This window comes from Rhodococcus sp. 852002-51564_SCH6189132-a, from assembly GCF_001665495.1.
Lineage (GTDB): Bacteria > Actinomycetota > Actinomycetes > Mycobacteriales > Mycobacteriaceae > Rhodococcus > Rhodococcus pyridinivorans.
Map to the genome: position 1 here is coordinate 40505 of NZ_LZMJ01000018.1, position 22455 is coordinate 62959.

Below are 22455 nucleotides of genomic sequence, written 5' to 3' on the forward strand. Positions count from 1 at the left end.
ATCCGTACGACACGCCTGTACACCTGTTCGATACGACCTGCCGCGCGCATGGGCCCGGGGCACGGTAAGGATGGAGGAGTGACCCCGTCCGATCCGGCACCTGCCTCAGGAACCGACGTGCTGTCCGTGATCCAGTCACAGCTGGAGAACGCGCTGCTCGGTGGTCCTCTTCGTTACACCCTGAACGAGGTGGCCGAGTTGTGCGGGCTCGCACCTGCGCGGGTGCGCCGGCTGTGGCAGGCACTCGGTCTGACCGTCGATCCCGATCCCGACGTCGTGATGTTCACCGACGGCGACGTCGAGGCCCTGCGTGCGACGGCGGCCATCATCGCGAGCGGCGCGATCGACGAAAGCCTCGAGGTGCCCGCGGCCCGGTCGATCGGACAGTCGATGTCGCGGCTGACCGAGTGGCAACTGAATCTGCTCAACACCCACGTCTTCACCCAGTTGGCCTCCGCCTACGCGAAAACGGAGACTCCCCCGCAGGAAGAGGAGATCCGCGCGCTGATCGACCACATCGTCGATCGCACGACCGAGCTCACGGTGAGCCTCCAGAGCCACATGTGGCGTCGGCACCTGGTGGCCACGACCGCCCGGGCCGCCGCGCGCCCGCAGGATTCCGGGGAGCTCCACGAGTTGGTCGTCGGTTTCGCCGACATGGTCGGCTACACACGGTTGACCCGGCAGATCGATGCGGCCGCGCTGAGCGAGCTGCTCGACTACTTCGAATCGGAGGTCTCCGACGTCATCGCCCGGCACAACGGCTGGGTGATCAAAACCGTCGGCGACGAGGTGATGTTCGCGGCCGAACGTCCGGTCGACGCCGCACGGATCGCCCTCGAACTGCAGGATTCGTTCAGGTCCCAGAAGGACTATCCGGACCTGCGGATCGGACTGGCGTGGGGCCAGGCGTTGCCGCGCTTCGGCGACCTGTTCGGTTCGGTCGTCAACATCGCGGCCCGTCTCACCGGCGCGGCGCGGCCGGGCACGATCCTCGTCGACGAGAACCTCGCCGACGCCCTCTCCGACTGCGAGGAGTTCCGCTTCCAGACGGTGCGCACGCTGCGGCTGCGGGACTTCCAGCATTCGCGGCTGTACGTCCTGCGTCGTCCGCGCGAGGAGAAGAAGGCGGCGGTGGGCGTGGAGGGTCTGCACGACGAGGACATGGGTCTGTGACCGGCAGGCTGACAACAGTCGACGAGAAGCCCGATACTCCCTCATACCCACTGATACTTCTTCCGACCTCCTTCGCCCTCGAGGAGACCACGAAGTACCGCCCCCGTGCGGCGGTCGACGACGCGACCCGCGAGATCGGTGCGGCGATCGGTGTTGCGATCACGGGCAGCGTCCTGGCCGCAGCCTACGGGCACGGCATCGATCCGGTGGCGCCGATGATCCCCGAGCCGGCCCTTGCCGCCGTGCAGGATTCGCTCGCCGCCGCGATACAGGTCGCCGAGCATGCGGGTCCGCAGGGCGAGCAACTCGCCGAACTCGCACAGAACGCCTTCCTCGACGGCTTGCAGCAGGCATCGTGGGCAGTCGCCGCGATCTTGCTGGTCGGAGCGTTGATCTCCGCCTTCTGGCCACCCCGGCGCTCGTAACCCTCTTCTCTCTTTTCTTTCTCGATGCCCGCGACGCAGGTCGCGGGCATTGTGCTGTGCGCGTGATCACGCTAACCTGGATAACAGTTACTAGTCGTCACACTAAAAAGGTGGAGGCATGACCGCATCGCTCACCCGCGAGACCAGCAAGGGCTTCATCCCCGGCGTCGCACTGTCCGATCGCGAAGAAACCGCCGGACGACTGCTCGCCTCGTCCGCACGTAAGTCGTACGACCCGGTCGTCGAGGTGGACTGGGAAGCCCCCGTCCCCGACGACAAGTTCGGAATGACCCCCGAATGGAGCACGCTCTACGGCACCGCACTGTGGGACGAGCTCACCGACGAACAGCGCATCGAGCTGACCAAGCATGAGGCCGCGAGCGTTTCGAGCGTCGGCTTGTGGTTCGAGATCCTGCTCATGCAGATGCTCCTGCGCGACGTCTACGACCGCGACAAGCATTCGCGTCACGTCCAGTTCGCCCTCACCGAGGTCGCCGACGAGTGCCGCCACTCGGTGATGTTCGCGCGCGCCGGCGAACGGCTGAACATGCCGGGCTACGGTCCGGCCCGCTACATCCACCAGCTCGGTCGCCTGTGGGGCCATTTCTTCAAGGGCGCCAACGCCTATGCATCGGTCATGGCTGCCGAGGAGATCCTCGACATGATGCAGCGCGACTTCATGCGCGACGAGCGGGTGCAGCCCGTCACCCGCGCGGTGTCGAAGATCCACGTCCTCGAGGAAGCGCGCCACATCCGCTTCGCCCGCGAGGAGGTCGCACGCCGACTCGCCGGTGCGAGCCGCACGCGACTCGCGTTCGAGCGGTTCAACACCGCGCTCGTGGTGTTCTTCGTCGTCAAGAGCATGATCCACCCCGACGTTTACACCAATGCGGGCCTCGATCGCGAGCGCGCTCTGCAAGAGGCGAAGGGCAACAAGCACTATCACGATCGCGTGCGCAAGTCCGGCGCGAAGCTGATGACCTTCCTCGACAACGTCGGCCTCATCGGCGGACCGTCGAAGATCCTCTACAAGAAGGTCCACCTGCTCTGATACGGCCTACGGCCATACAACGAACTGTGCGCAGTTCTCGTCGATCTCCTCGAGGGATTTCCGACGAGAACTGCGCACAGTCCTTCGTGGCGAAAACCGAAAGGCGTCAGCCCACCTTCTCGGTGGCCCGCAGGCTGTCGTCGCGCTCCTGCTCCGGGAACAGCGTGCGCGTGATCTTTCGAGCGGTATCGGCGACGATCGGCGCCACCCACTCCAGGCGAGTCGAACGCGCGTCCGCCGCCAGCGACAGGGCGGCGACCGGGCCGTCGACGCCGCGGAGCGCGACGCCCACGCATCCGATGCCCCGCGCAGCTTCCTCACGTTCGAACGCGACGCCACGACGCTTGCGAATGCGGTTGAGCTCCTGGTGCAGTGCGACGTGATCGCGGATGGTGCGCTCGGTGCACGGCACGAGAGTCTTGCCGTACAGCGCGTCGATGCGTTCGGGCTCGAGCCACGCGAGGATGGACTTGCCGGCCGCGGTGGCGTAGGCGGGGAACCGACCGCCCACCCGTGACGGCACGCTCGACGCGAACTGTCCACCAACCTTGTCGAGGTAGAGCACCTCGTTGCCCTCGAGGACCGTCAAGTGGACGACGGCGCCGGTCTGCATCGCCAGGTCGTGGAGATGCGGCGCAGCGGCCTCCCGGATGCGGCGGTGGCCCGTGTCGCTGCCACCGAGACCGAGGGCACGCGGGCCGAGGCAGTAGCCGAAGGATGCGTGCTCGATCCAGTCGCGACGCACGAGGTGATCGAGGATGCGGTGCACCGTCGAACGGGGCAACCCGGAGCGACAGGTGACCTCTTCGAGAGTGAGTGCGCCGCGGCTGTCGAAGGCCTCCAGGATGAGGGTCATCCGATCGACCATCGATGGTGGAAGTTCTCGTTTCGACGAGGTTCCGACGGGCTCGAGCGCGGAGTCGACGGCGGTCAACTGCACCTCCATAAGTCCTGGCCACGACCCTGCGCGCCTCATGAAACTGGAATCTGTTCCAGAACGTTAGCAGTAACAGAGGTCACACCGGAAGGGGTACACACAGACTGTAGGTACTCCGGAGTCAGTTTCCTGGCGAGAGCGAATTCCTATGAGTCTGGTCGGAATCGTGCGGACAGGTTATTGTCGGGACCGTGAGCAAGACGTACGAGCGCGCGAGCCGGTCGCCGCACCGTCGTGCCCAACTCTCGTGTATCAGCGGGTGCCTGGCCCGCTGACCGCCGCACCCGTTCCTGCCCCCTCCACACCGCCGTACGGTGATGTCGTGTAGCGGGGCCCGAAGGTCAGCATGTCGACGATCAGAACACATCCCGAATCCGGAGCAGAGCCATGAGCGACACCACCCCTGAAGCAACCGATCCCAGCGCGAACTGGAGCTTCGAGACCAAGCAGATCCACGTGGGACAGCCCGCCGGCGGCGACACGAAGGCCCGGGCCCTGCCCATCTACCAGACCACCAGCTACACCTTCGACAACACCGATCACGCCGCGGCGCTGTTCGGTCTCGCCGAACCGGGCAACATCTACACCCGCATCATGAACCCGACGCAGGACGCGGTCGAGCAGCGCATCGCTGCCCTCGAAGGTGGCGTCGCCGCCCTCCTCCTCGCGTCCGGACAGGCCGCCGAGACCTTCGCGATCCTCAACCTGGCGCAGGCCGGCGATCACATCGTGTCGAGCCCGTATCTCTACGGCGGCACGTACAACCTGTTCCACTACACGCTGCCCAAGCTCGGCATCGAGGTCACCTTCGTCCAGGATCCCGACAACCTCGACCAGTGGCGCGAGGCCGTCCGCGACAACACCCGCGCGTTCTTCGGCGAGACGATCGCCAACCCGAAGAACCACATCCTCGACCTGCCCGGCATCTCGGGTGTCGCCCACGAGAACGGGCTACCGCTGATCGTCGACAACACGGTCGCGACCCCCTACCTGCTCCGCCCGCTCGAGCACGGTGCCGACATCGTCGTGCACTCGGCCACCAAGTACCTCGGCGGCCACGGCACGGCCATCGCCGGTGTCATCGTCGACGGCGGCACGTTCGACTGGACGCAGGGCCGCCACGTCGGTTTCACGACCCCCGACCCGAGCTACCACGGTGTCGTCTTCGCCGACCTCGGCGCTCCGGCCTACGCACTCAAGGCGCGCGTGCAACTGCTGCGCGACATGGGCGCGGCGGTCTCCCCGTTCAACGCCTTCCTCATCTCGCAGGGCATCGAGACGCTGAGTCTGCGCATCGAGCGGCACGTGGAGAACGCACAGAAGGTCGCCGAGTTCCTCGAGGGACGCCCGGAGGTCACCTCCGTCGCCTACGCCGGCCTGAAGTCCTCGCCGTGGTACGACCGCGCCCAGCAGCTCACCCCGCGCGGCGCCGGTGCGATCGTGGTGTTCGAGCTCTCCGGCGGCATCGACGCCGGCAAGCGCTTCGTCAACGCGCTGACCCTGCACAGCCACGTCGCGAACATCGGCGACGTCCGTTCGCTGGTCATCCACCCCGCGTCGACCACCCACTCGCAGCTCACCGGCGAGGAGCAGATCGCCGCGGGTGTCACCCCGGGTCTCGTGCGACTCGCCGTGGGCATCGAGAACATCGACGACATCCTTGCCGACATCACCACCGGTCTCGAGGCTGCCGGCAGCTGATTCCGGCACATCGAGAACGGCGACGGCCCACCCCGAGGGATGGGCCGTCGCCGCGTTCGGCGTATGTGCGCTCAGTCGTTGCGTGCGAGCGCCTGCGCGATGCGCTCGGCCTGCGTGCTGCTCTCGAGCAACTGCCTGACCAGCCACAGACGCAGGACACGAGTGACCGCGGCGGCGAGATGGACCGCCACACCGATCAGAGTGACAGCCACGAAGCCGAGAGCGAGCAACTGGTAGGACAGCAGGTCACGGGTATCGGAGAGGGTCAGCGACGCAATGTAGACGACGAAGATCGCGATGGCGCCGATCACCATCAGGGCCAGGCCGACGATGCGGGCCTTTCCTCCCGAATCCGAACGGGGAGCGTCGAGACCCAGCGCTGCAACGTCCTTCTTGAACTGTTCACGTCGCTCGTCGGCGAGTGCGGTCATGGTCATCCTCCTAGATAGGTGGTGGAAAGTTCTTCTTCGATCTCCGCCGGATCGCCCGTGCGCGCCACCCGGCCCTGCAACATCAGCGCGGCACTGGTGGCGATCGGGAGCACCGCTCGCGCGAACTGTTCGGCTACGAGAATCGACACCCCCTCGGCGGCGAGTTCGCCGACGATGTCGTAGATCCGGGAGACGATGCGCGGTGCCAGACCCATCGACAGTTCGTCGAGCAACAGCACCGTGGGATGGGTACCGAGCGCCCGCGACAGCGCAAGCATCTGCTGTTCGCCGCCGGACATCGAACCGGCCAGCTGTGATCGGCGCTCACCGAGAACGGGGAATCGCGTGTACGCCACCTCTTCGAGGTCTGCGAGAGGAACACCGGTGCCGGTTCCGATCCACAGGTTCTCGCGGACGGTGAGGTTGGGGAAGATGCCGCGTCCCTCGGGAATCGAGCACACCCCCAGACGTGCGAATTCCGCTGCGGACACACCGTTGACGACGCGGCCGGCCAGCCGGAACTCACCCGACGAGACCGGATGGATACCCGAGCACACGCGCAGGGTCGTCGTCTTACCTCCGCCGTTGGGCCCGAGCAGGGCGACCACCGCGCCCGGTTCGAGTATGAGATCCACGCTGTGCAGCACCTCGATCGCACCGTATCCGGCCCGGACACCCGACAGTTCGAGCAACGGTTCGACGCTCATACCGCTTCCTCCTCGGTGCCGATGTAGGCGTTGATCACTGCCGGATCGTTCTTGATCTCGTCCGGGACGCCACTGGCCAGCACCGCGCCGTAGTCGAGCACGTGGATCCGGGAGCAGATCTTCATCACGAGCGGAATGTCGTGCTCGACGAGGCAGATCGCGAGACCCGAATCGGCCAGATCGCGGAGCAGGGCGGCGAACGCCTCCGTTTCCTGTTCCGTCTGCCCGGAGGCGGGTTCGTCGAGCAGCAGCACCCGCGGCGAGGTCATCAACGCGCGGGCGACCTCCACGACGCGGGCGCGGCCGGTGGGCACATCCGAGACGTCGGTGCTCGCGATATCGGCCAGGCCGGTCAGCTCGAGGAGCCGGTCGACTTCCTCGTCCAGATCGATCTTGTTGCGTCCGTTGGCATTGTGGATGTCCCCGGCCACTCGGAGGTTGTCGCGCACGGACAGCGACACGAACAGCTCGAGACGCTGGAACGTGCGGGCCATACCCATGCGGGCCCGCTTGTAGGGCGGTAGCGACGTGATGTCACGACCATCGAGGAAGACCTTGCCTACCGTCGGCCGTTGCAGGCCGGTGATCGTGTTGAACAGGGTCGTCTTCCCGGCCCCGTTGGGTCCGATCAGGCCCGTCACCGTTCCCGGTTCGATTCCGAGGCTCACGTCCTTGACCGCGACGTGTCCGCCGAATCGGACTGTGATTCCGCGTGTTTCCAGAATGGGTGTCTCAGCCATGAGGAACCAGTTCCTTCTCCGACCCGGTGGCACGTGCGGCCAGAAGTTCGTCGATGCCGAGTTCACGGTCGATCTCGTCCCGTGCCTGCTCGTTGTAGGGCTCGTCGATTCCGATCCGTTCGGGAACCAGCGGCGCGCGACGTTGCGCTTCCTCTGCGCCGAGCACAGCTTCGGGCATCAGCCACTGTGCCACGACCGGAAGCATGAACACCGTCGCGATGGTGATCGACGCGAACCACCAGTTGTCGAGCGCGCCGACGAGCGCGAGCAGGTAGGACACGAGCACCACCGCGGCACCCCCGACCAGCACGGGCTCCGCGTTCTTCAGGTGACGGTAGCCCTCCACCATCTGGTGGACGCTGCCGCTCGGGTTGGCCGCGACGCCGATACCGATGAGCGCGGGGCTCACTGCGGCGACGTGACCGAGGAAGGTCCACATTCCGGCCAGTTCCGGCTGTCCCGCAGCGAGATCGGAGAACGAAACCATGATGACGGCGAAGCCGATACCCGACATCAGACCACCGAACAGCGCACCGGAGACGTAACCGATACCGGCCACGACGGTGAGCATCAGCAGCGACAAGCTCACCATGATCGAGAAGCTTTCGTTCGACACCGAGCCCATCGCACTCGACATGAACAGCCCGCCCAGTCCGGCGATGCCCGCCGACAGGGTGAAGACTCCGAGCTTCAGACGCACCAGGCTCTGGCCGAGCATCGCCGCCGCGGCGGGGCTGTCCTTCATCGCTGCGAGCCGGCGGCCGTAGCCGCTGTTGCGCAGGGCGATGAGGCCCACGCCGAGAACGGCGAAGATCACCGTCACCGTCATGAGGAAGGCCGTCTCGTTCCGCAGGTCGAGTGGGCCGACCTTCAACGGCGGGATCGCGATGTTGCCGTCGGTGAACAGCGAGAACCTGATGCCGAACAGCTCGTGCTGGGTGGTGTCGCGCAGCACCATGTTCGACAGGAACACACCGAACGCCATCGTGGCCAGGGCGAGATAGAGGCCGCGCAACCGCAGGGCCGGAAGCGCAATGAGCCCGCCGATCACGGCCGTGACGGCGACGCCGAGCGCCACGCCCCACAGGTTCAGGTGGGCAGCCAGTCCGCTCCCGGAGATACCGAAGTGGAACGCCACGATCGTCGCGATGGCACCGAAAGATACCGGCGCGAGGTTCATCTCGCCCGCGTATCCGGTCAGCAGGGTCAGCGACAACGCGATGATCGCGAAGGCCATGCCGATCGTGAGGGTCGTGACCGCCGACGTCACTATGAGCAGGCGGATGGCATAGACGATGACGACGAGCGCGACCGCCCAGGCGATCGCCTTGCGCACCGACGGCACGTGGTAGCGCTCCCGGGTACGGGTGACGGCACCGCGCAACCGATCCTGCGGCAGTACGACGAGAACCACGAACAGCGCGATCATCGGCAGGGACACCCGCAGATTCGATGTCCACGTCCACGCGGTCGGGAAGTAGGCGAGCACGTATGTGGCTGCCAGGCCGAGGAACAGCGCACCGGCGAAGGTGCGCGGAATGCTGCGCAGCCGGCCGAACATCGCCGCCGCGAACGCGTCGATGACGAGCAGGGTCAGCATGTTCGCTTCGAGGGTGCCACCGTTGATCGGTGTCACGAGGACACCTGCCAGCACCGCGAGGGTCGAACCCATCATCCAGGACAGCGCGGCGAGCCGGTCGGGGTCGTGCCCGTTCAGGCGCAGCAGATCGGGATCATCGACCACACCTCGCATCGCCACTCCGACGCGGTTGCGCACGAACATGATTCGCAGTCCCACGGCGATGAGCACCGCGGCGGCGAGACAGATCAATTCGTGGTAGCGAATGGTGACGCCGAAGAGGTCGATCCTTGCCTGGTCGCCGAAGAACATCGTCATGGTGCGTGCGGTCTCCGGATGCCAGAACCAGTGCGACACCGAGACCATGCCGAGCAGGATCGACACGGTGACGACGATTTTGGTGACCTCGGCGGTGTCACGCATGCCGCGCATGATCACGACGTAGAGCAACAGGCCCGTCATCGGGCCGAGGACGCCGAGGACGAGAAGCAACGCGACGGGTGTGGGCAGCCCCCAGCCGTAGCGCAGTTGCCAGTAGGCGAACGCACCGAGCATCGCCTGTGCGCCGTGCGCGAAGTTGAAGATGCCGGACGTGTTGTAGGTGAGAACGAGGCCCGATGCAGCGATCGCGTAAACCGATCCGAGCACCAACCCCACGATCGTGAAGGTCAGAAAGGTGTCCATACGAGTACCTCTGGTCGGGGTGCCGGCGAGTGCGTGTCAGGCCTCGCCGGCACCGGGCGCTCGGATCAGACGGTCGGTCTGATGATGTTCGGGTTCAGGTATTTCGTCGCGACGCGGTCGGGTCCGAGTTCGGTGCCCCACGTGCTCGGATCGGTTGCGACGCGGTAGCGGTCGTCGCACTTGAAGGTGCCGGCCTCCGTGGGGAACGCCTGGGTGTATTCGGCGCCGGTGAGCCTCACGACGAGCCCGCAGGTTGCCGGCATGTTGTTCCCGGGATCGGTGACGGCGTGCAGCCCGCCTCCGTCCCACTCGTCGATTCGGGACAGTTCGTCGATGACGCACTGACGGGACAGGTCCGATCCGCAGGCGTCCGCAGCGGTCGCCCACAACAGGAACGAAGAGGTGGCCTGCATGCCGAGCAGCGCGGTCTTGCCGTCCTGCTCGGTGACCAGCTCGACGTACTTCTTCACGGCCGGTACGGCATCAGCGTTCTCGATCATCTGGAAGGTCATGCCGGCGTGGAGGTTGTCGAGCAGACCGCTCTCCCCGTTCCACGCCTGGGCGGCGTTGCCGTACCAGGTGGCCTCACCGAGCAGGATCGGGTCGATGCCGGCCTGGTCGAGTGCCTTCACGAAGTTGAACTCGGCCGGCACCGGAGAACGGGACGTCCACAGGCCCTTGACGCCGCACTGCTTGAACTTCTCGGCGAAGGGCGCGTAACTCGACTCGCCCTCGTAGTTGAGCGTGACACCGCAGTTCTTCAGCGTGAAGCCGGCGGCCTCGGCGATGGACCGGATCTTGGTGCTCGCCGAGATGATCGTGGGCATCGTGCTGTCGATGACGTCGAACTCGCCGACCAGGTCCGGGTACATCTCGGCGATCTGGAACCACTGCGAGCCGTTCGCGTAGTCGACCGGGAACGGGACGCCCTGGTAGGTCATCGGGCCGTTGGCCGCGTCGGGGGACACGGTGAAGGCGGGGACAGCGGCGAGATTGCACGCGACCCGAGTCTGCTCGGACGTCTGGTCCATGGCGAAGCCGTGACCGACCATCATGAACTCGCTCGCACACGCGTTCTGCATCACGGCGTTGGCCTGCGTCATCGCAGCGTCGTAGTGGGTACCGACGATCGTGCGACCGTTGATGCCACCCTGGGCATTGCACCAGTCGATCATCGCGGAGACGGCATCACCGATCTCCTTGTTGAGTCCGGGACTTTTCGAGTAGCCCCGGTCGTCGCCGTATCCGATGCGGATCTCGGTATCCGACACTCCCTGGTCGGTGCTTCCTGCCGCATCCCCCGGCCCGCACGGAGACGCGAGGGTTCCGAACGATTCCTCGGCCGTGGGGGCCGCCGCTGCGGCGGCTGCCGCCGGAGCGAGGGCGCCCGCCGACGGGTCGGCGCCGCGGTCCGACGCACAAGCGGACGTCGCCACTACGACGGCGAACAGACCCGCCATCGATTTCGAGGCAGCGCTGAGTTTCACGACGATGGACTCCTTGGTCTCGGTCTGGGCTGAAGCGCAATTCCGGGGCGCCGGACGGTAGGCCGGGTGTCGCGAAGGTAGCCACCCCACAGAGTGAGACCTGGGCCACTCTCACTCACCGGGACAAATCTGTGACAGTGAACACAGCGCCTAGGGTTCGATGCACTACGTCACCCGAAACAGTTCTCCGATCCCCCTGTGTACGTCCTGCTGCGCGACGAAACCGTGCGGGACCGAGAAAGGCGAATCCTTGACAGCACAAGCAGATCTGCAGCAGATGTTGCAGATGGTCGTTTCCCAGCTCACCGGCCCCGGTGGCCGATTCGAAATCGTCGAAGAGGACGTGCGCGGCAACCGGATGCAGGTCATGCGCAACCGCGACCGCCGCATCGGCGACCTCGTCGCCGCGTCCCGGCAATGGGGCGACCGCGACTACCTCGTGACGGCCGATCGCCGCCTCTCGTTCAGCGCGCACGCCGACGCCGTCGCCGCCCTGGCGACCGTCCTGCGCGACGACCACGGCGTGAAGAAGGGCGACCGCGTCGCGCTTCTCGCGGCCAACTCTCCCGAATGGATCATCACCTTCTGGGCCGCTCAGTGCCTGGGTGCAATTGCAGTGGGCCTGAACTCCTGGTGGACGCCGCCCGAGATCGCGTACGGCGTGAACCTGGTGCGGCCCAAGGTGATCGTCGCCGACGCCAAACGCGCCGAGTTGCTGGCGAGAGCGGGGGTCTCCGGGTTCGATCTGCTCACCACCGAGCAGGACGTGCCCCGGATCGTGGCCGCGGCGTCCGGCGCCGAACTGCCGTCGGCGGACGTGGAGGAGGACGATCCCGCGGTCATCCTGTTCACGAGCGGTACCAGTGGGCGTCCCAAGGGGGCACTGCACTCCCACCGCAACGTGCTCGCCGTCGTCGACTATCACCGATACTCCGACGCGCTGGTTGCCGCGATGCAGCAGCGCCCCTATGACGACTCGGTGCCCAACGACAACCGGTATCTCCTGACCTCACCGTTGTTCCACATCGCGAGCCTGCACAACCTTGCGGTGCCGCGACTCGCAACGGGAAGCGCCGCTGTCATGACGGAAGGCGGGTTCGACGTCGACAAGGTCTTCACGCTCATCGAGCGCGAGAGGGTGACCAACTGGGGTGCGGTGCCGACGATGGCTTCGCGCATGCTCGAGCACGAGAACACCGACAAGTACGACCTCGGCTCGCTCACTGCGTTCGCGCTGGCTTCTGCTCCGTCCTCCCCCGAGTTCAAGCAACGCCTGCAGGCGAAGTTCCCCTTCGCGCGACAGGCTCTGGTGGACAGCTATGGGCTGACCGAGTGCAGCACCGCGATCGCCATGGCGACGGCCCCGGAAATCGAGGCCTTCCCCGGAACCCTCGGCTCCCCCATCATCACGGTGAGCATGGAGATCCGCGATCCGTTCGGCGAACGGGTGCCCGACGGCACCGAGGGTGAGATCTGCGTCCGCAGTCCCTACGTAATGCTCGGCTACTGGGAGGATCCGGCCGCAACGGACGCGGCCATCACCCCGGAGGGATGGTTGCGTACCGGCGACTACGGCGCGATCGAGAATGGACGTCTGCGGCTCACGGGCCGACGGTCCGATCTCATCCTGCGCGGCGGCGAGAACGTCTATCCCACGGAGATCGAACAGTGCCTCGACGAGCACCCCGGCGTCGTCGAGAGCGCCGTGATCGGCGTGGACCACGAGGATCTGGGACAGGAGATCGCCGCCGTCGTCGTGCTGCGACCCGGCAGCACGATCACCGAGGACGAGTTGCGAGCCTTCTGCGCCGAGCGACTGGCCTACTACAAGGTCCCTACCGTCTGGCGGATCACGCAGGATCTGCTCCCCCGCAACGCGACCGGCAAGATCGTCCGACGCTCGATCACCGTCTGACCGGCGAACCCGTCGATCACTCGCCGAGCCCGAACAGCGACGTGGCGTTGTCGCGGCACACCGCGCGGATCCACTCGCTGTCGGGCGCGACGCGCTCGAGCACCTCGAGCTGGTGCAGATAGTCGTACGGAATGTTCGGAAAATCCGTGCCGAGCAGGATCTTCCGACGCAGTGCGTCGAGACGCGGCAGCTGATCCCTCGGGAAGGGTGTGTCCTCCTCGACGAAATCGGTGAACGCCATCGTCGTGTCGAGATACACCCGCTCGTACTGTTCCGCGAGGTCGAGGAACTCGCGGTACTCGGGCAGGCCCATGTGCGCGACGATCACCGTCAGCTGCGGGTACCGGCGCATGAGTTCCTGCATCGGAGCCGGACCGGTGTACGTGCCGGGCGCCGGGCCCGACCCGCAGTGCACGACGATGGGCACGCCCGAGTCCTCGAGCAGGCCCCACACGTCGTCGAGGAGCGGATCGAGCGGCGAGTAATCGCCGACCTGGATGTGGGATTTGAACACGCGCGCGCCCGCCTCGATCGCCGACGCGACGTACTCCTTCGCCTCGGCCTCCGGGTAGAAGGTGGCGGTGTGGAGACAGTCGGGGGTCCGGGCCGCGAAGTCGGCCGCCCACGAGTTGAGCCACGCCGCCATCTCCGGCTTGTGCGGGTACAGCATGGCGGTGAACCGGCGTACCCCGAAGTCGCGGAGACGCGCGACGCGTTCCTCCTCGTCGTGCCGGTAGGTGACCGGCCAGGGCCGTCCGACGAGCGGACCTGCGGAGTCGAAGTACGCCCAGACCTTGTCCATGACCTGGCGGGGCATGAAGTGCGTGTGGACGTCGATCAGGTGATCGAGACCGTGGGTGCTCCGAAAGCGTGCGACCGACTCGACTTCGTTCATGCCGCGACCCTATCCGGCGACCCTCAGCAGGGGTGACGTGAGTAGTTGATATCCGCTCCGGGAGATCGTTGTCACATACCCCCAGCAGGACAAAGGTTTGCCTTACCAATACTATGTGAAACTTGAATTACCGATCCGCGAGCGTCTTGGCACATGTCAGCACGCCGTCCGACCCTTCCTCGGAGTCACCCGTGAAACTGAATCTCGAGCGCCTGCTCCTCGCACCGGCCCTCGCCGGGGCGCTCGTCCTGACCGCCTGCGGTGACAGCGGTATCGACAGCGCCGACGCCGAGAACGGCGCGACCGTCACCATCGAGACCAACAACGGTGAGATGGAAGTTCCTACGGACCCCGAGCGTGTGGTGGCCCTCGACAACAAGTCGTTCGAGATGCTGCGCGATTGGGGCATCACGCCCGTCGCCCTGCCGAAGACCCTCCTCCCCAACACGGGCTTCGACGAGTGGCGTGAGGACGACTCCATCCTCGATGTCGGCACGCACCGCGAGCCGAAGCTCGAACTGGTCAGCGAGGCCGAGCCGGATCTGATCATCGGTGGTTCGCGCTTCACCGAGTTCACCGGAGAACTGTCGAAGATCGCGCCGGTCGTCGACGTCTCCGCGCTGGACGATTCCGAGGGCGGCTACATCCAGGGACTGAAGGATCAGGCCCTCGCGCTCGGGCAGATCTTCGAGAAGGAAGCCGAGGCCGAGGAGATCGTCGCCGAGCTCGAGGCTGCCACCGAAGCTGCCCAGGACGCCACGAACGGTGAGAGCGTCTTCCTCGCGGTCGTCGCGGGCGGCAAGATCGACAACGGTGCAGGCCGTATCGGTCGCCTCCTCGAGGGCGTGAACCTGAAGGACGTCTTCGCCGGCGACGCCGGTGATGTCCACGGCGATTCCGGTCTCGCTCCCGAGACCATCGCGCAGGCGAACCCCGACTGGATGATCGTCCTGGACCGCGACTCCGCCACCGCCGTGCCGGGCGAGGAAGCCCCGCAACCGGCCGCCGCGGTGATCGACGCGCAGGAAGCGTTCGCCAACACCACCTTCGCCACGAAGGACCAGATCATCTACCTGGACGGCGACTTCTACAAGCGTGAGGGCATCGAGTCCTACACCGAAGCGTTCCAGCAGATCGCCGACGCGTTCGAAGCTGCGAACCAGTCGGCACAGTAAGTCCCTGTTGTTCGACGCTCCACAGCAGCCTGCCCCGACCCGAATCACGGGCCGGGGCAGGCTGCGTGTGTGAGCGCACCTTCTCCGGATCCGAGCCCCCATGACGAAGAACAAAGTGCTGCTGCCGGTGATCTCGGTGGTCGTTCTGGCACTGACCGTGGCGTCCCTGATGGTCGGCGGCTACGACATCACCCTCGAATCGCTGATCCACGACCCGGCGGCCCGCGAGATGTTCTTCATCTCCCGCGTGCCGCGAACCCTCGCCCTGATCTTCGCGGCCGTCGCGATGAGCATCTCGGGCGTGATCATGCAGTTGATCACCCAGAACAAGTTCGTCGAACCGACCACCGCGGGCACCGCGCAGTGGGCCGGTCTCGGCCTGCTGGCCACATTGATCGTCGTTCCCGACGCGTCGCCGATGGTCAAGATGGTGATCTCGGTGATCTTCGCGTTCGCGGGAACGATGGTGTTCATCGTCGTCCTGCGCCGGATCGCGTTGAAGTCGTCGATCATCGTGCCGCTCGTCGGCATCATGCTCGGTGCCGTGGTCGGCTCGATCACCACTTTCCTCGCCGGCAACTTCGACCTGCTGCAGTCGATGTCGGCGTGGCGTTCGGGTGGCTTCAGCAGCGTGGTTCGCGGCTTCTACGAACCGCTGTGGGCGGTGCTCGCCGTCGCCGTCCTCGCCTATCTCCTCGCCGACCGGTTCACCATCGCCGGTCTCGGTAGAGACCTCGCCACCAACGTGGGGCTGAAGTACGAGCAGGTCGTCTTCCTCGGCGTCATGCTCGTCGCGATCGCCACCGGCGTCACTACCGTGGTGGTGGGCTTCATCCCGTTCCTCGGCCTGATCGTCCCGAATCTCGTGTCGATGATGCTCGGCGACGACATGCACAAGAACCTGCCCTGGGTCGCCGTCATCGGCGCCGGACTACTTCTCGCGTGCGATCTCGTCGGCCGCACGATCGTCGCCCCCATGGAGATTCCCGCGTCCGTCGTCCTCGGCGTCGTCGGCGCCGTCGTCTTCATCACTCTCGTTCTGAGGCAGCGTCGTCATGTCAGTGCTTGATTCCGTACGCGCCCGGGCCGTCCCGACCGGCAAGGGTGAGCGCCGTCGCCTGTCGCCGGGAGTGCGCCTGGCCATCGTCGCCGCGATCGCCGCCGTAGCGGTCGCCTGCTATCTGTTCCTGTTCATCCGCGGCTCGTTCGACTTCACCTTCCCTCGCCGGCTCACCGTCCTGGGAGCCATGGTGGTCGCGGCGTTCGCGCACGGCATGGGGACCGTCGTGTTCCACACGGTCACCGACAACCGCATCCTCACGCCGTCCATCATCGGGTTCGATTCCCTGTACACGCTGATGCAGACGCTGACGGTCTTCTTCTTCGGAGCCACCGCGATCGCGACCTCCGAAGGCATCCCGAAGCTCGTCCTCCAGACCGGGCTCATGGTGGCACTGGCGACGCTGCTCTATCGCTGGTTGTTCTCCGGCCGTTTCGGCAGCCTGTTCCTGATGCTGCTCGTCGGCGTCGTACTCGGAATGGCGTTCGACAGTCTCTCGACGTTCATCCAGCGGGTGCTCTCCCCCACCGAGTACGACATGCTCTCGGTCGAGCTGATGGGTCGCCTGTCGTCTGTACCCGGCGACTATCTGCCCCTCGCGTTCGGCATCTGCATCGTCGTGGGGGTGATCCTGTGGCGCCGTCGCCACCGTCTCGATGCGCTGCTGCTCGGCCGCGACACCGCAACCAACATCGGTGTCGCCTACAAGCGCGAGTTGACGCTGATGCTCGTCCTCATCGCGCTGCTCGTGGCGTTCGCGACCGCATTGGCCGGGCCCATGACCTTCTTCGGCTTCCTCGTCGCCACCCTCGCCTACCAGATCGCCGGTTCGTACAAGCACCAGTACGTCATGCCCATGGCGTTCCTGCTCGGCGTGATCACCCTCGCCTTCGGCCAGTTCTTCATGCAGCACATCTTCTACGCGGGCGGGTTCCTGACGGTGATCATCGAGTTCGTCGGCGGCATCCTGTTCCTGTTCATGCTCCTGAGAAAGGGAACGCTGTGATCGAGTTCCACGACGTCTCGATGTCGTACCAGGACAAGCGGGTCCTCGGACCCGTCTCCGGCACGATCCGCGAGGGCGGCATCACCTCCCTGATCGGACCGAACGGTGCCGGCAAGTCGACGCTCATGACGATCATCGGCCGACTGCTGCAACCCACCAGCGGCACCGTCACCGTGGGCGGACTCGACGTGCATTCCACGAAGACCCGGGAGCTGGCCAAGCATCTGTCGATCCTGCGGCAGGAGAACCACATCACCGCGCGCCTGACGGTCCGCGAACTGGTCGGCTTCGGTCGATTCCCGCACTGCCAGGGCAGACTCACCGCGGAAGACGTGCGGCACGTCGACGAGGCGATGGAATTCCTCAACCTCACCGACCTCGCAGACCGCTTCCTCGACCAGCTCTCCGGCGGTCAGCGGCAGCGCACCTTCGTGGCGATGGTGCTGGCACAGGACACCAAGTACGTGCTGCTCGACGAGCCGCTCAACAACCTCGACATGAAGCACGCCGTGCTGATGATGCGTCAGCTGCGGCGGGCAGCGGACGAACTGGGCAAGACGATCGTGCTCGTCATCCACGACGTGAACATCGCCGCCGCGTACTCCGATCACATCATCGCGTTGCGCGACGGCCTGATCGTCACCAGCGGCACGTCCGACGAGATCATGAGGGACGAGATCCTCACCGACGTGTTCGATACCCCCGTGACCGTCCACGCGATCAACGGGCAACCCACCGCGGTCTACGCGCGCTGAGCGGAACTTCGCTCAGAACAAGGTCAATTCGGCGTCGTCGGCGCACTTCGGCGGCTTGTGCGCGACCACGGGCGTGCTCGGCACCTCGATCGGGCCGGGCTGCGCCGCGATCTCGCGGGCGGCCTGGCCGGCGAGCGTGTCGGCCATCTCGTTGAAGTGGTTGCCGACGTGGCCGCGCACCCAGCGGAACCGCACCGGACCGGTGCGGTCGGTGAGCTCGCGGTCGATGGCGCGCACGAGTTCGAGGTTCTTCACCGGCGCGCCGGTGGCCGTCTTCCAACCCTTGCGCTTCCATCCGGGCAGCCACTCGGAGGCGCACTTGATCGCGTACTGCGAATCGGATTCGATGATCATCGGCTCGGCGCCGGGATGCGCGCGCAGTGCCTCGAGCACCGCCCGGAGCTCGGCGATCTGATTCGTGCCCGAACGCTCACCGCCCGACGCGCTGGGCCCCTCGTGATTGACCCACGCCCACCCGATGGCGCCACCGGGATTGCGAAGGCAGGATCCGTCGGTGCTCACGATGATCATGCGCCCGACCATAGCCGCACCCTCCGACACCACGAAAGTCGGCTCGAGCGCACAGAGTCGCGAAAGTCGGCTCCAGCGCACAGAGTCGCGAAAGTCGGCTCCAGCGCACAGAGTACGGTAGGACGGTGACCGTGTCCGACGAGCGAGGCCGTCGCATCGCGAGCGTGGCGGACGAAGCACCCCTCGACACCCCCGTGCGCGTGCCGTGGCCGGTCGACGTGGTGCGCACCCTGCGCCCGCTGCAGCGCGGGCCGTGGGATCCGTGTCATCGCGTCGTCGCCGGCGCCGTCTGGCGTACCTCCCGGATGAACACCGGTGCCGTGACGTACCGACTCACCCAGGACGGTCCGCACGGCGCGCGGTGTCTGGCGTGGGGTCCGGGCGCATCCGAGTTGGTCGATCGGCTTCCGGCGCTGCTCGGCGCCGACGACGACCCGTCCGGCTTCGTACCCGAGCATCCCCTGCTCGTCGAGGCGCACCGACGCATGCCTGCCCTGCGCATCACCCGCACGGGCCGGGTGCTCGAATCCCTGGTGCCGGCCATCCTGGAACAGCGGGTGCACGGGGTGGCGGCGTTCGCGTCCTGGCGTCGTCTCGTCACGTGGTTCGGCGATCCGGCGCCCGGTCCGGCCCCGGAGGGCATGCGCGTGCCGCCCTCCGCGGCGACCTGGCGGACCGTGCCGTCCTGGGAGTTCCATCGGGCGAACGTCGACCCCGGCCGCGCACGCACTGTGGTGCGGTGCGCGCAGGTCGCCGACTCCCTCGAGCGCCTCGTGCATGAACCGGCCGCCGACGCCCGACGGAAGTTGCGGGTCGTGCCGGGGGTGGGCGTGTGGACGGCCGCGGAGGTCGCCCAGCGCGCGTTCGGCGACACCGATGCGCTCTCCGTCGGCGACTACCACCTCGCGAAGGTCGTCGGATGGGCGCTGCTCGGTAAGCCCCTCGACGATCCCGGCATGATCGAATACCTCGAACCCCTGCGCCCGCAACGCTATCGGGCGGTTCGACTGATCGTGGAGTCCGGTGGGTACGCGCAGGTTCCGAAACGCGGCCCTCGCACCCCCATCACCGACCACCGTCGGCGGTGACGGGGTCTCGATCCACAGGGCCCGTAATCGTAGACTCGGTCACATGTCCGCCACCCACGACGCGGCCGGCCCCGATCGGCTCGGACACCTCCCGAGCTATCTGATGACCCTGGCGGCGCGACACGTGCATCGCGTCGTGTTCGACCGCCTCGATTCCGCCGATGCCCGAGGTCACCACTACCGGATCCTGGCCGCCCTCGAGGTACACGGTCCGTCCAGTCAGATCGACCTCGCCCGTCGCTGCGGACTCGATCGCAGCGACGTCGCCGCCGCCGTCGACGCACTCGTCGACCGGCGTTTCGTCGAACGAGCACCCGACCCGACCGATCGGCGACGCAACATCATCACCCTCCCCCAGCGCGGGCGCCGGCGACTGTTCGATCTCGACCGGATGCTCACCGCGGCGCAGGACGAGGCGTTCGCTCCCCTCGACGCGGCCGAACGCGCACAGCTCACCGCCATGCTGACCAGGATTGTCGAGTATCACACCAGGCCTGCGCCGATTTCCGCGCAGCAGTCGTAGGCTTGTAGAGGTGCATCCGGCGGAGATCCCGCCGTGAGCACGATCTACGAAAGGACCATCGGCGTGCAGGCCAAACCTTGCCGAGAATCGCGAGTCGTCAAGACCAGCAGGGTGTTTCCCAACGACGTCAACGACCACAACACGTTGTTCGGCGGGAAGCTGATGAGCGACATCGACATGACCGCGTCGATCTCGGCGACCCGTCACAGTCGTGCCTCGGTTGTGACGGCGTCGACCGATTCCGTGGCCTTCCTCGAACCCGTCCGTCCGTCCGATTCGGTGTGCCTCGAGTCGTTCGTGACGTGGACCGGACGTAGCTCGATGGAGGTCTTCGTCAAGGTCACCGCCGAAGATCTGCGCAGCGGGGAGCGGCGCATCGCCGCCACCGCCTTCCTCACCTTCGTCGCCGTCGACGACGGCGGTCGAACCATGCAGGTCCCACCGGTGCTGCCCGAATCCGACGAGGAACGCAAGCTGAACGAGTCCGGTGACGAGCGGGCGGAGCACCGCCGCATGCACCGCGCGCAGAGTCAGGAGATGGCGAAGTATCTCACCACGAGCCGGCCGTGGTAGGTGCCTTCACCCGGTGAAGGTCCGTCAACGGCCCGTCGCGAAGGCCGGCGAGCAGCCTCGTGAGGTAGATCGGGCAGTGGGACACTGCGCGGACGACATTCGCAGCATCCTCGGGTGGTATGGCGTCGAGTCGCCGGCTCGCGTTCCGGAGGATCGGTCGTTGGAGCCGTGCCCAGGCCCGCTCACCGAGCACCCGCGCCGCTGCCGCCAACGGAAACTGCGCAATGAACGACAAGCCGATACGGAACTCCCTCCATGAGAAACGTTTCCGACCGCGACTCGGACTGACAGCAGCCGGCGAACGTGCACGGCCATGGCGTTCGAGTTCGAACCCGACCTGTCCACGGAGGGAGTTCCCGACGATGTGGCAGGTGCCCCAGCCCGATGCGTCGAGTTCACGCTCGATACCGTCGGCGATTCCGCGGACCCGACCTCATGCACCCTGACACGTTCCCGACGACGAGAAAGGAGCATCGTGACCGAGTATCGGAATCACAACACGGCCTTCCACTCGGAGTTGCTCGCAGCGGTTCCGCACCGTGACAGCAGCGTCCTCGATATCGGCTGCGGCGACGGACTTCTCCTTCGGAAACTCGCCACGGCAGCTGCATCGGTCACCGGCATCGATTCGGATCACGCGGCTGTCGCCCGAGCGCGCGCACGCCTTGCCGACACCCCCGACGCGCACCTCGTCGAGGGAGATGTCCTCACCTCGTCGGAACTCGATGATCGGCGCTTCGACCTGATCACGTGCGTCGCCACCCTCCATCACATGCCGCTGATCATCGCGCTCGAACGCATGCGAGAACTTCTGGCCCCGGGAGGGAGCCTGCGCATCGTGGGGCTGTCTGCCAACAAGACCGTGATCGATCGGCTCGTCGCCGGGGCCCTTGTTCTTCCCGTTCGCGTAGCGAGCACCATCCACCGCGAATCCGGCTACCTCGGCATGACGACCGAACAACCCCGCGAGTCACTCGCCGATATCCGTCGCGCGGCCGCGATGGTGCTGCCCGGAAGCCGTATCCATCGACGCTTCTACTACCGCTACACGCTGGACTGGGCCAAGCCCCTCTGAGGGAATCAGTGAAATCCCGGTGATCGGCGTCGAACTGTGGAAGTATCTCGACGACTCGACGCGAAGGGGGATCGCGTGTTCGACATCGAGCTTTCGGCAGGAACGATCGAGTACGAGGACACCGGTGGCGACGGACCGGTTCTCGTGTTCATCCACGGTCTACTGATGGACGGAACCGTGTGGCGAAACGTCGTGGAACAACTCCGCGGCACCTACCGCTGCATCGCGCCGACCTGGCCTCTCGGCTCGCACCGCATACCGATGCGCCCGGAGGCAGACCTCACCCTCGTCGGCATGGGCCATCTCATCGGGGAGTTCCTCGACGCTCTCGACCTGCGTGACGTCACGCTGATCCAGAACGATTGGGGCGGCGCCCAGGCGTTCTTCGCCGTGTCGAATCCCGAACGGGTCTCGCGACTCGTGCTCGCCGCGTGCGAGGCATTCGACAACTACCCTCCCGGCCCGGTGAAACGACTCCTGCCGCTGGTCAAGCTTCCGGGTGGGGTACGCCTGCTCATGGCGGTGCTCGGCACGAAGTTCGGCCGGCGTGGCCCCGGCACCTGGGGATGGATGAGCAAACGTCCGGTACCCGGACCCGTCATGGACGCCTGGTTCCGCCCGGCCACCGTCGACCGGAACATCCGGCGTGATCTGGCCAAGTACGCACTCTCGGCCCCGCCCAAGCAACAGCTGCTCGAGATCGCTGCGAAAGCGGCGCAATTCTCCGGGCCGGTGCTGGTCGTGTGGGCCACCGAGGACCGCATGATGCCGCGCGATCACGGGCGACGCCTCGCCGAGGCCTTCCCCGACGCGCGGCTGGTCGAAATCGACGACAGCTACACCCTGCTGGCCGAAGACCAGCCAGAGAAGCTCACGGCGGCGATCGAAGAGTTCTTGACCGCCACAGCCCGCTGAGACGTCCCGCATCCGGATACGACTCG

22 protein-coding genes are annotated in these 22455 nt (G+C 66.2%); 14 read left to right on the forward strand and 8 right to left on the reverse strand.

Translation table 11 applies throughout. The features are described 5' to 3' along the window. Nucleotides 1-78 precede the first annotated feature (78 nt). From A5767_RS03805 to A5767_RS03815, 3 genes are all read left to right on the forward strand, one after another. Nucleotides 79-1176 carry an adenylate/guanylate cyclase domain-containing protein gene (locus A5767_RS03805; protein ID WP_082937593.1) on the forward strand — a complete coding sequence of 366 codons (1098 nt, stop codon included), beginning with the start codon at nucleotides 79-81 and terminating at the stop codon, nucleotides 1174-1176. Then, nucleotides 1173-1601: a hypothetical protein gene (locus A5767_RS03810; protein ID WP_064851674.1), complete on the forward strand. Its 429-nt coding sequence runs from the start codon at nucleotides 1173-1175 to the stop codon at nucleotides 1599-1601. The genes A5767_RS03805 and A5767_RS03810 overlap by 4 nt, the downstream gene beginning before the upstream one ends. A gap of 118 nt (nucleotides 1602-1719) precedes the next feature. Beyond that, on the forward strand, nucleotides 1720-2652 hold the full coding sequence (locus tag A5767_RS03815) for an AurF N-oxygenase family protein (RefSeq protein WP_019290779.1): 933 nt from the start codon (nucleotides 1720-1722) through the stop codon (nucleotides 2650-2652). A gap of 106 nt (nucleotides 2653-2758) precedes the next feature. On the opposite strand, the gene A5767_RS03820 is transcribed toward A5767_RS03815, so the two are convergent. After that, nucleotides 2759-3598 (reverse strand): IclR family transcriptional regulator, encoded by an 840-nt coding sequence (locus A5767_RS03820; protein ID WP_006550999.1) that lies wholly within the window; start codon nucleotides 3596-3598, stop codon nucleotides 2759-2761. Nucleotides 3599-3976: 378 nt separating this feature from the next. On the opposite strand from A5767_RS03820, the gene A5767_RS03825 reads away from it, so the two are divergent. After that, entirely contained in the window at nucleotides 3977-5290 is a 1314-nt protein-coding gene (locus A5767_RS03825; protein WP_006551000.1) for a bifunctional o-acetylhomoserine/o-acetylserine sulfhydrylase, read from the forward strand. Nucleotides 5291-5361: 71 nt separating this feature from the next. On the opposite strand, the gene A5767_RS03830 is transcribed toward A5767_RS03825, so the two are convergent. From A5767_RS03830 to A5767_RS03850, 5 genes are all read right to left on the reverse strand, one after another. Next, on the reverse strand, nucleotides 5362-5727 hold the full coding sequence (locus tag A5767_RS03830) for a hypothetical protein (RefSeq protein WP_082937588.1): 366 nt from the start codon (nucleotides 5725-5727) through the stop codon (nucleotides 5362-5364). Continuing rightward, nucleotides 5724-6428, reverse strand: a complete 705-nt coding sequence (locus A5767_RS03835; RefSeq protein WP_019290777.1) for an ABC transporter ATP-binding protein — start codon at nucleotides 6426-6428, stop codon at nucleotides 5724-5726. Before A5767_RS03835 ends, A5767_RS03830 begins: the two co-directional genes overlap by 4 nt. Further along, on the reverse strand, nucleotides 6425-7168 hold the full coding sequence (locus tag A5767_RS03840) for an ABC transporter ATP-binding protein (RefSeq protein WP_006551003.1): 744 nt from the start codon (nucleotides 7166-7168) through the stop codon (nucleotides 6425-6427). Before A5767_RS03840 ends, A5767_RS03835 begins: the two co-directional genes overlap by 4 nt. After that, nucleotides 7161-9431 carry an ABC transporter permease gene (locus tag A5767_RS03845; protein WP_064851675.1) on the reverse strand — a complete coding sequence of 757 codons (2271 nt, stop codon included), beginning with the start codon at nucleotides 9429-9431 and terminating at the stop codon, nucleotides 7161-7163. Before A5767_RS03845 ends, A5767_RS03840 begins: the two co-directional genes overlap by 8 nt. Nucleotides 9432-9496: 65 nt before the next feature. Next, a complete protein-coding gene (locus A5767_RS03850; RefSeq protein WP_193903964.1) occupies nucleotides 9497-10891 on the reverse strand; it encodes an ABC transporter substrate-binding protein in 1395 nt (464 codons plus the stop codon). Between the two features lie 304 nt (nucleotides 10892-11195). On the opposite strand from A5767_RS03850, the gene A5767_RS03855 reads away from it, so the two are divergent. Next, nucleotides 11196-12833 (forward strand): class I adenylate-forming enzyme family protein, encoded by a 1638-nt coding sequence (locus A5767_RS03855; protein WP_197483194.1) that lies wholly within the window; start codon nucleotides 11196-11198, stop codon nucleotides 12831-12833. Between the two features lie 16 nt (nucleotides 12834-12849). Here the strand turns inward: A5767_RS03855 and A5767_RS03860 are convergent, their stop codons facing one another. Further along, nucleotides 12850-13728 (reverse strand): amidohydrolase family protein, encoded by an 879-nt coding sequence (locus tag A5767_RS03860; RefSeq protein WP_064851678.1) that lies wholly within the window; start codon nucleotides 13726-13728, stop codon nucleotides 12850-12852. A gap of 191 nt (nucleotides 13729-13919) precedes the next feature. On the opposite strand from A5767_RS03860, the gene A5767_RS03865 reads away from it, so the two are divergent. The 4 genes from A5767_RS03865 to A5767_RS03880 all read left to right on the forward strand — a co-directional run bounded on the left by A5767_RS03865 (nucleotide 13920) and on the right by A5767_RS03880 (nucleotide 17724). Continuing rightward, on the forward strand, nucleotides 13920-14903 hold the full coding sequence (locus A5767_RS03865; RefSeq protein WP_064851679.1) for an ABC transporter substrate-binding protein: 984 nt from the start codon (nucleotides 13920-13922) through the stop codon (nucleotides 14901-14903). A 100-nt stretch (nucleotides 14904-15003) separates the two neighbouring features. Next, a complete protein-coding gene (locus A5767_RS03870; RefSeq protein ID WP_033098431.1) occupies nucleotides 15004-15972 on the forward strand; it encodes an ABC transporter permease in 969 nt (322 codons plus the stop codon). Further along, nucleotides 15959-16969, forward strand: coding sequence for an iron chelate uptake ABC transporter family permease subunit (locus A5767_RS03875; protein ID WP_228044714.1), 1011 nt, complete (start codon nucleotides 15959-15961; stop codon nucleotides 16967-16969). Before A5767_RS03870 ends, A5767_RS03875 begins: the two co-directional genes overlap by 14 nt. Further along, entirely contained in the window at nucleotides 16966-17724 is a 759-nt protein-coding gene (locus A5767_RS03880; protein WP_033098433.1) for an iron ABC transporter ATP-binding protein, read from the forward strand. The genes A5767_RS03875 and A5767_RS03880 overlap by 4 nt, the downstream gene beginning before the upstream one ends. A gap of 12 nt (nucleotides 17725-17736) precedes the next feature. Here the strand turns inward: A5767_RS03880 and A5767_RS03885 are convergent, their stop codons facing one another. Next, on the reverse strand, nucleotides 17737-18255 hold the full coding sequence (locus A5767_RS03885) for a ribonuclease H family protein (protein WP_033098456.1): 519 nt from the start codon (nucleotides 18253-18255) through the stop codon (nucleotides 17737-17739). A 125-nt stretch (nucleotides 18256-18380) separates the two neighbouring features. On the opposite strand from A5767_RS03885, the gene A5767_RS03890 reads away from it, so the two are divergent. The 5 genes from A5767_RS03890 to A5767_RS03910 all read left to right on the forward strand — a co-directional run bounded on the left by A5767_RS03890 (nucleotide 18381) and on the right by A5767_RS03910 (nucleotide 22429). Then, complete coding sequence (locus tag A5767_RS03890) at nucleotides 18381-19343, forward strand: DNA-3-methyladenine glycosylase family protein (protein ID WP_064851681.1); 963 nt, start codon at nucleotides 18381-18383, stop codon at nucleotides 19341-19343. A 43-nt stretch (nucleotides 19344-19386) separates the two neighbouring features. Then, on the forward strand, nucleotides 19387-19866 hold the full coding sequence (locus A5767_RS03895; RefSeq protein WP_019290768.1) for a MarR family winged helix-turn-helix transcriptional regulator: 480 nt from the start codon (nucleotides 19387-19389) through the stop codon (nucleotides 19864-19866). Nucleotides 19867-19899: 33 nt separating this feature from the next. Beyond that, nucleotides 19900-20439 carry an acyl-CoA thioesterase gene (locus tag A5767_RS03900; protein WP_019290767.1) on the forward strand — a complete coding sequence of 180 codons (540 nt, stop codon included), beginning with the start codon at nucleotides 19900-19902 and terminating at the stop codon, nucleotides 20437-20439. Between the two features lie 475 nt (nucleotides 20440-20914). Continuing rightward, on the forward strand, nucleotides 20915-21514 hold the full coding sequence (locus A5767_RS03905; RefSeq protein WP_082937594.1) for a class I SAM-dependent methyltransferase: 600 nt from the start codon (nucleotides 20915-20917) through the stop codon (nucleotides 21512-21514). A gap of 75 nt (nucleotides 21515-21589) precedes the next feature. Further along, nucleotides 21590-22429, forward strand: coding sequence for an alpha/beta fold hydrolase (locus A5767_RS03910; RefSeq protein WP_064851682.1), 840 nt, complete (start codon nucleotides 21590-21592; stop codon nucleotides 22427-22429). The last annotated feature ends 26 nt before the right edge of the window (nucleotides 22430-22455 follow it).

Excerpts from the sequence above, each read along its gene's own strand:
- A5767_RS03840 (WP_006551003.1), bottom strand. The coding sequence starts at position 7,168 with ATGGCTGAGACACCCATTCTGGAAACACGCGGAATCACAGTCCGATTC.
- A5767_RS03895 (WP_019290768.1), top strand. The coding sequence starts at position 19,387 with ATGTCCGCCACCCACGACGCGGCCGGCCCCGATCGGCTCGGACACCTC.
- A5767_RS03820 (WP_006550999.1), bottom strand. The coding sequence starts at position 3,598 with ATGGAGGTGCAGTTGACCGCCGTCGACTCCGCGCTCGAGCCCGTCGGA.
- A5767_RS03845 (WP_064851675.1), bottom strand. The coding sequence starts at position 9,431 with ATGGACACCTTTCTGACCTTCACGATCGTGGGGTTGGTGCTCGGATCG.
- A5767_RS03835 (WP_019290777.1), bottom strand. The coding sequence starts at position 6,428 with ATGAGCGTCGAACCGTTGCTCGAACTGTCGGGTGTCCGGGCCGGATAC.
- A5767_RS03815 (WP_019290779.1), top strand. The coding sequence starts at position 1,720 with ATGACCGCATCGCTCACCCGCGAGACCAGCAAGGGCTTCATCCCCGGC.
- A5767_RS03830 (WP_082937588.1), bottom strand. The coding sequence starts at position 5,727 with ATGACCATGACCGCACTCGCCGACGAGCGACGTGAACAGTTCAAGAAG.
- A5767_RS03875 (WP_228044714.1), top strand. The coding sequence starts at position 15,959 with ATGTCAGTGCTTGATTCCGTACGCGCCCGGGCCGTCCCGACCGGCAAG.
- A5767_RS03870 (WP_033098431.1), top strand. The coding sequence starts at position 15,004 with ATGACGAAGAACAAAGTGCTGCTGCCGGTGATCTCGGTGGTCGTTCTG.
- A5767_RS03855 (WP_197483194.1), top strand. The coding sequence starts at position 11,196 with ATGTTGCAGATGGTCGTTTCCCAGCTCACCGGCCCCGGTGGCCGATTC.
- A5767_RS03860 (WP_064851678.1), bottom strand. The coding sequence starts at position 13,728 with ATGAACGAAGTCGAGTCGGTCGCACGCTTTCGGAGCACCCACGGTCTC.
- A5767_RS03825 (WP_006551000.1), top strand. The coding sequence starts at position 3,977 with ATGAGCGACACCACCCCTGAAGCAACCGATCCCAGCGCGAACTGGAGC.
- A5767_RS03885 (WP_033098456.1), bottom strand. The coding sequence starts at position 18,255 with ATGATCATCGTGAGCACCGACGGATCCTGCCTTCGCAATCCCGGTGGC.
- A5767_RS03850 (WP_193903964.1), bottom strand. The coding sequence starts at position 10,891 with ATGGCGGGTCTGTTCGCCGTCGTAGTGGCGACGTCCGCTTGTGCGTCG.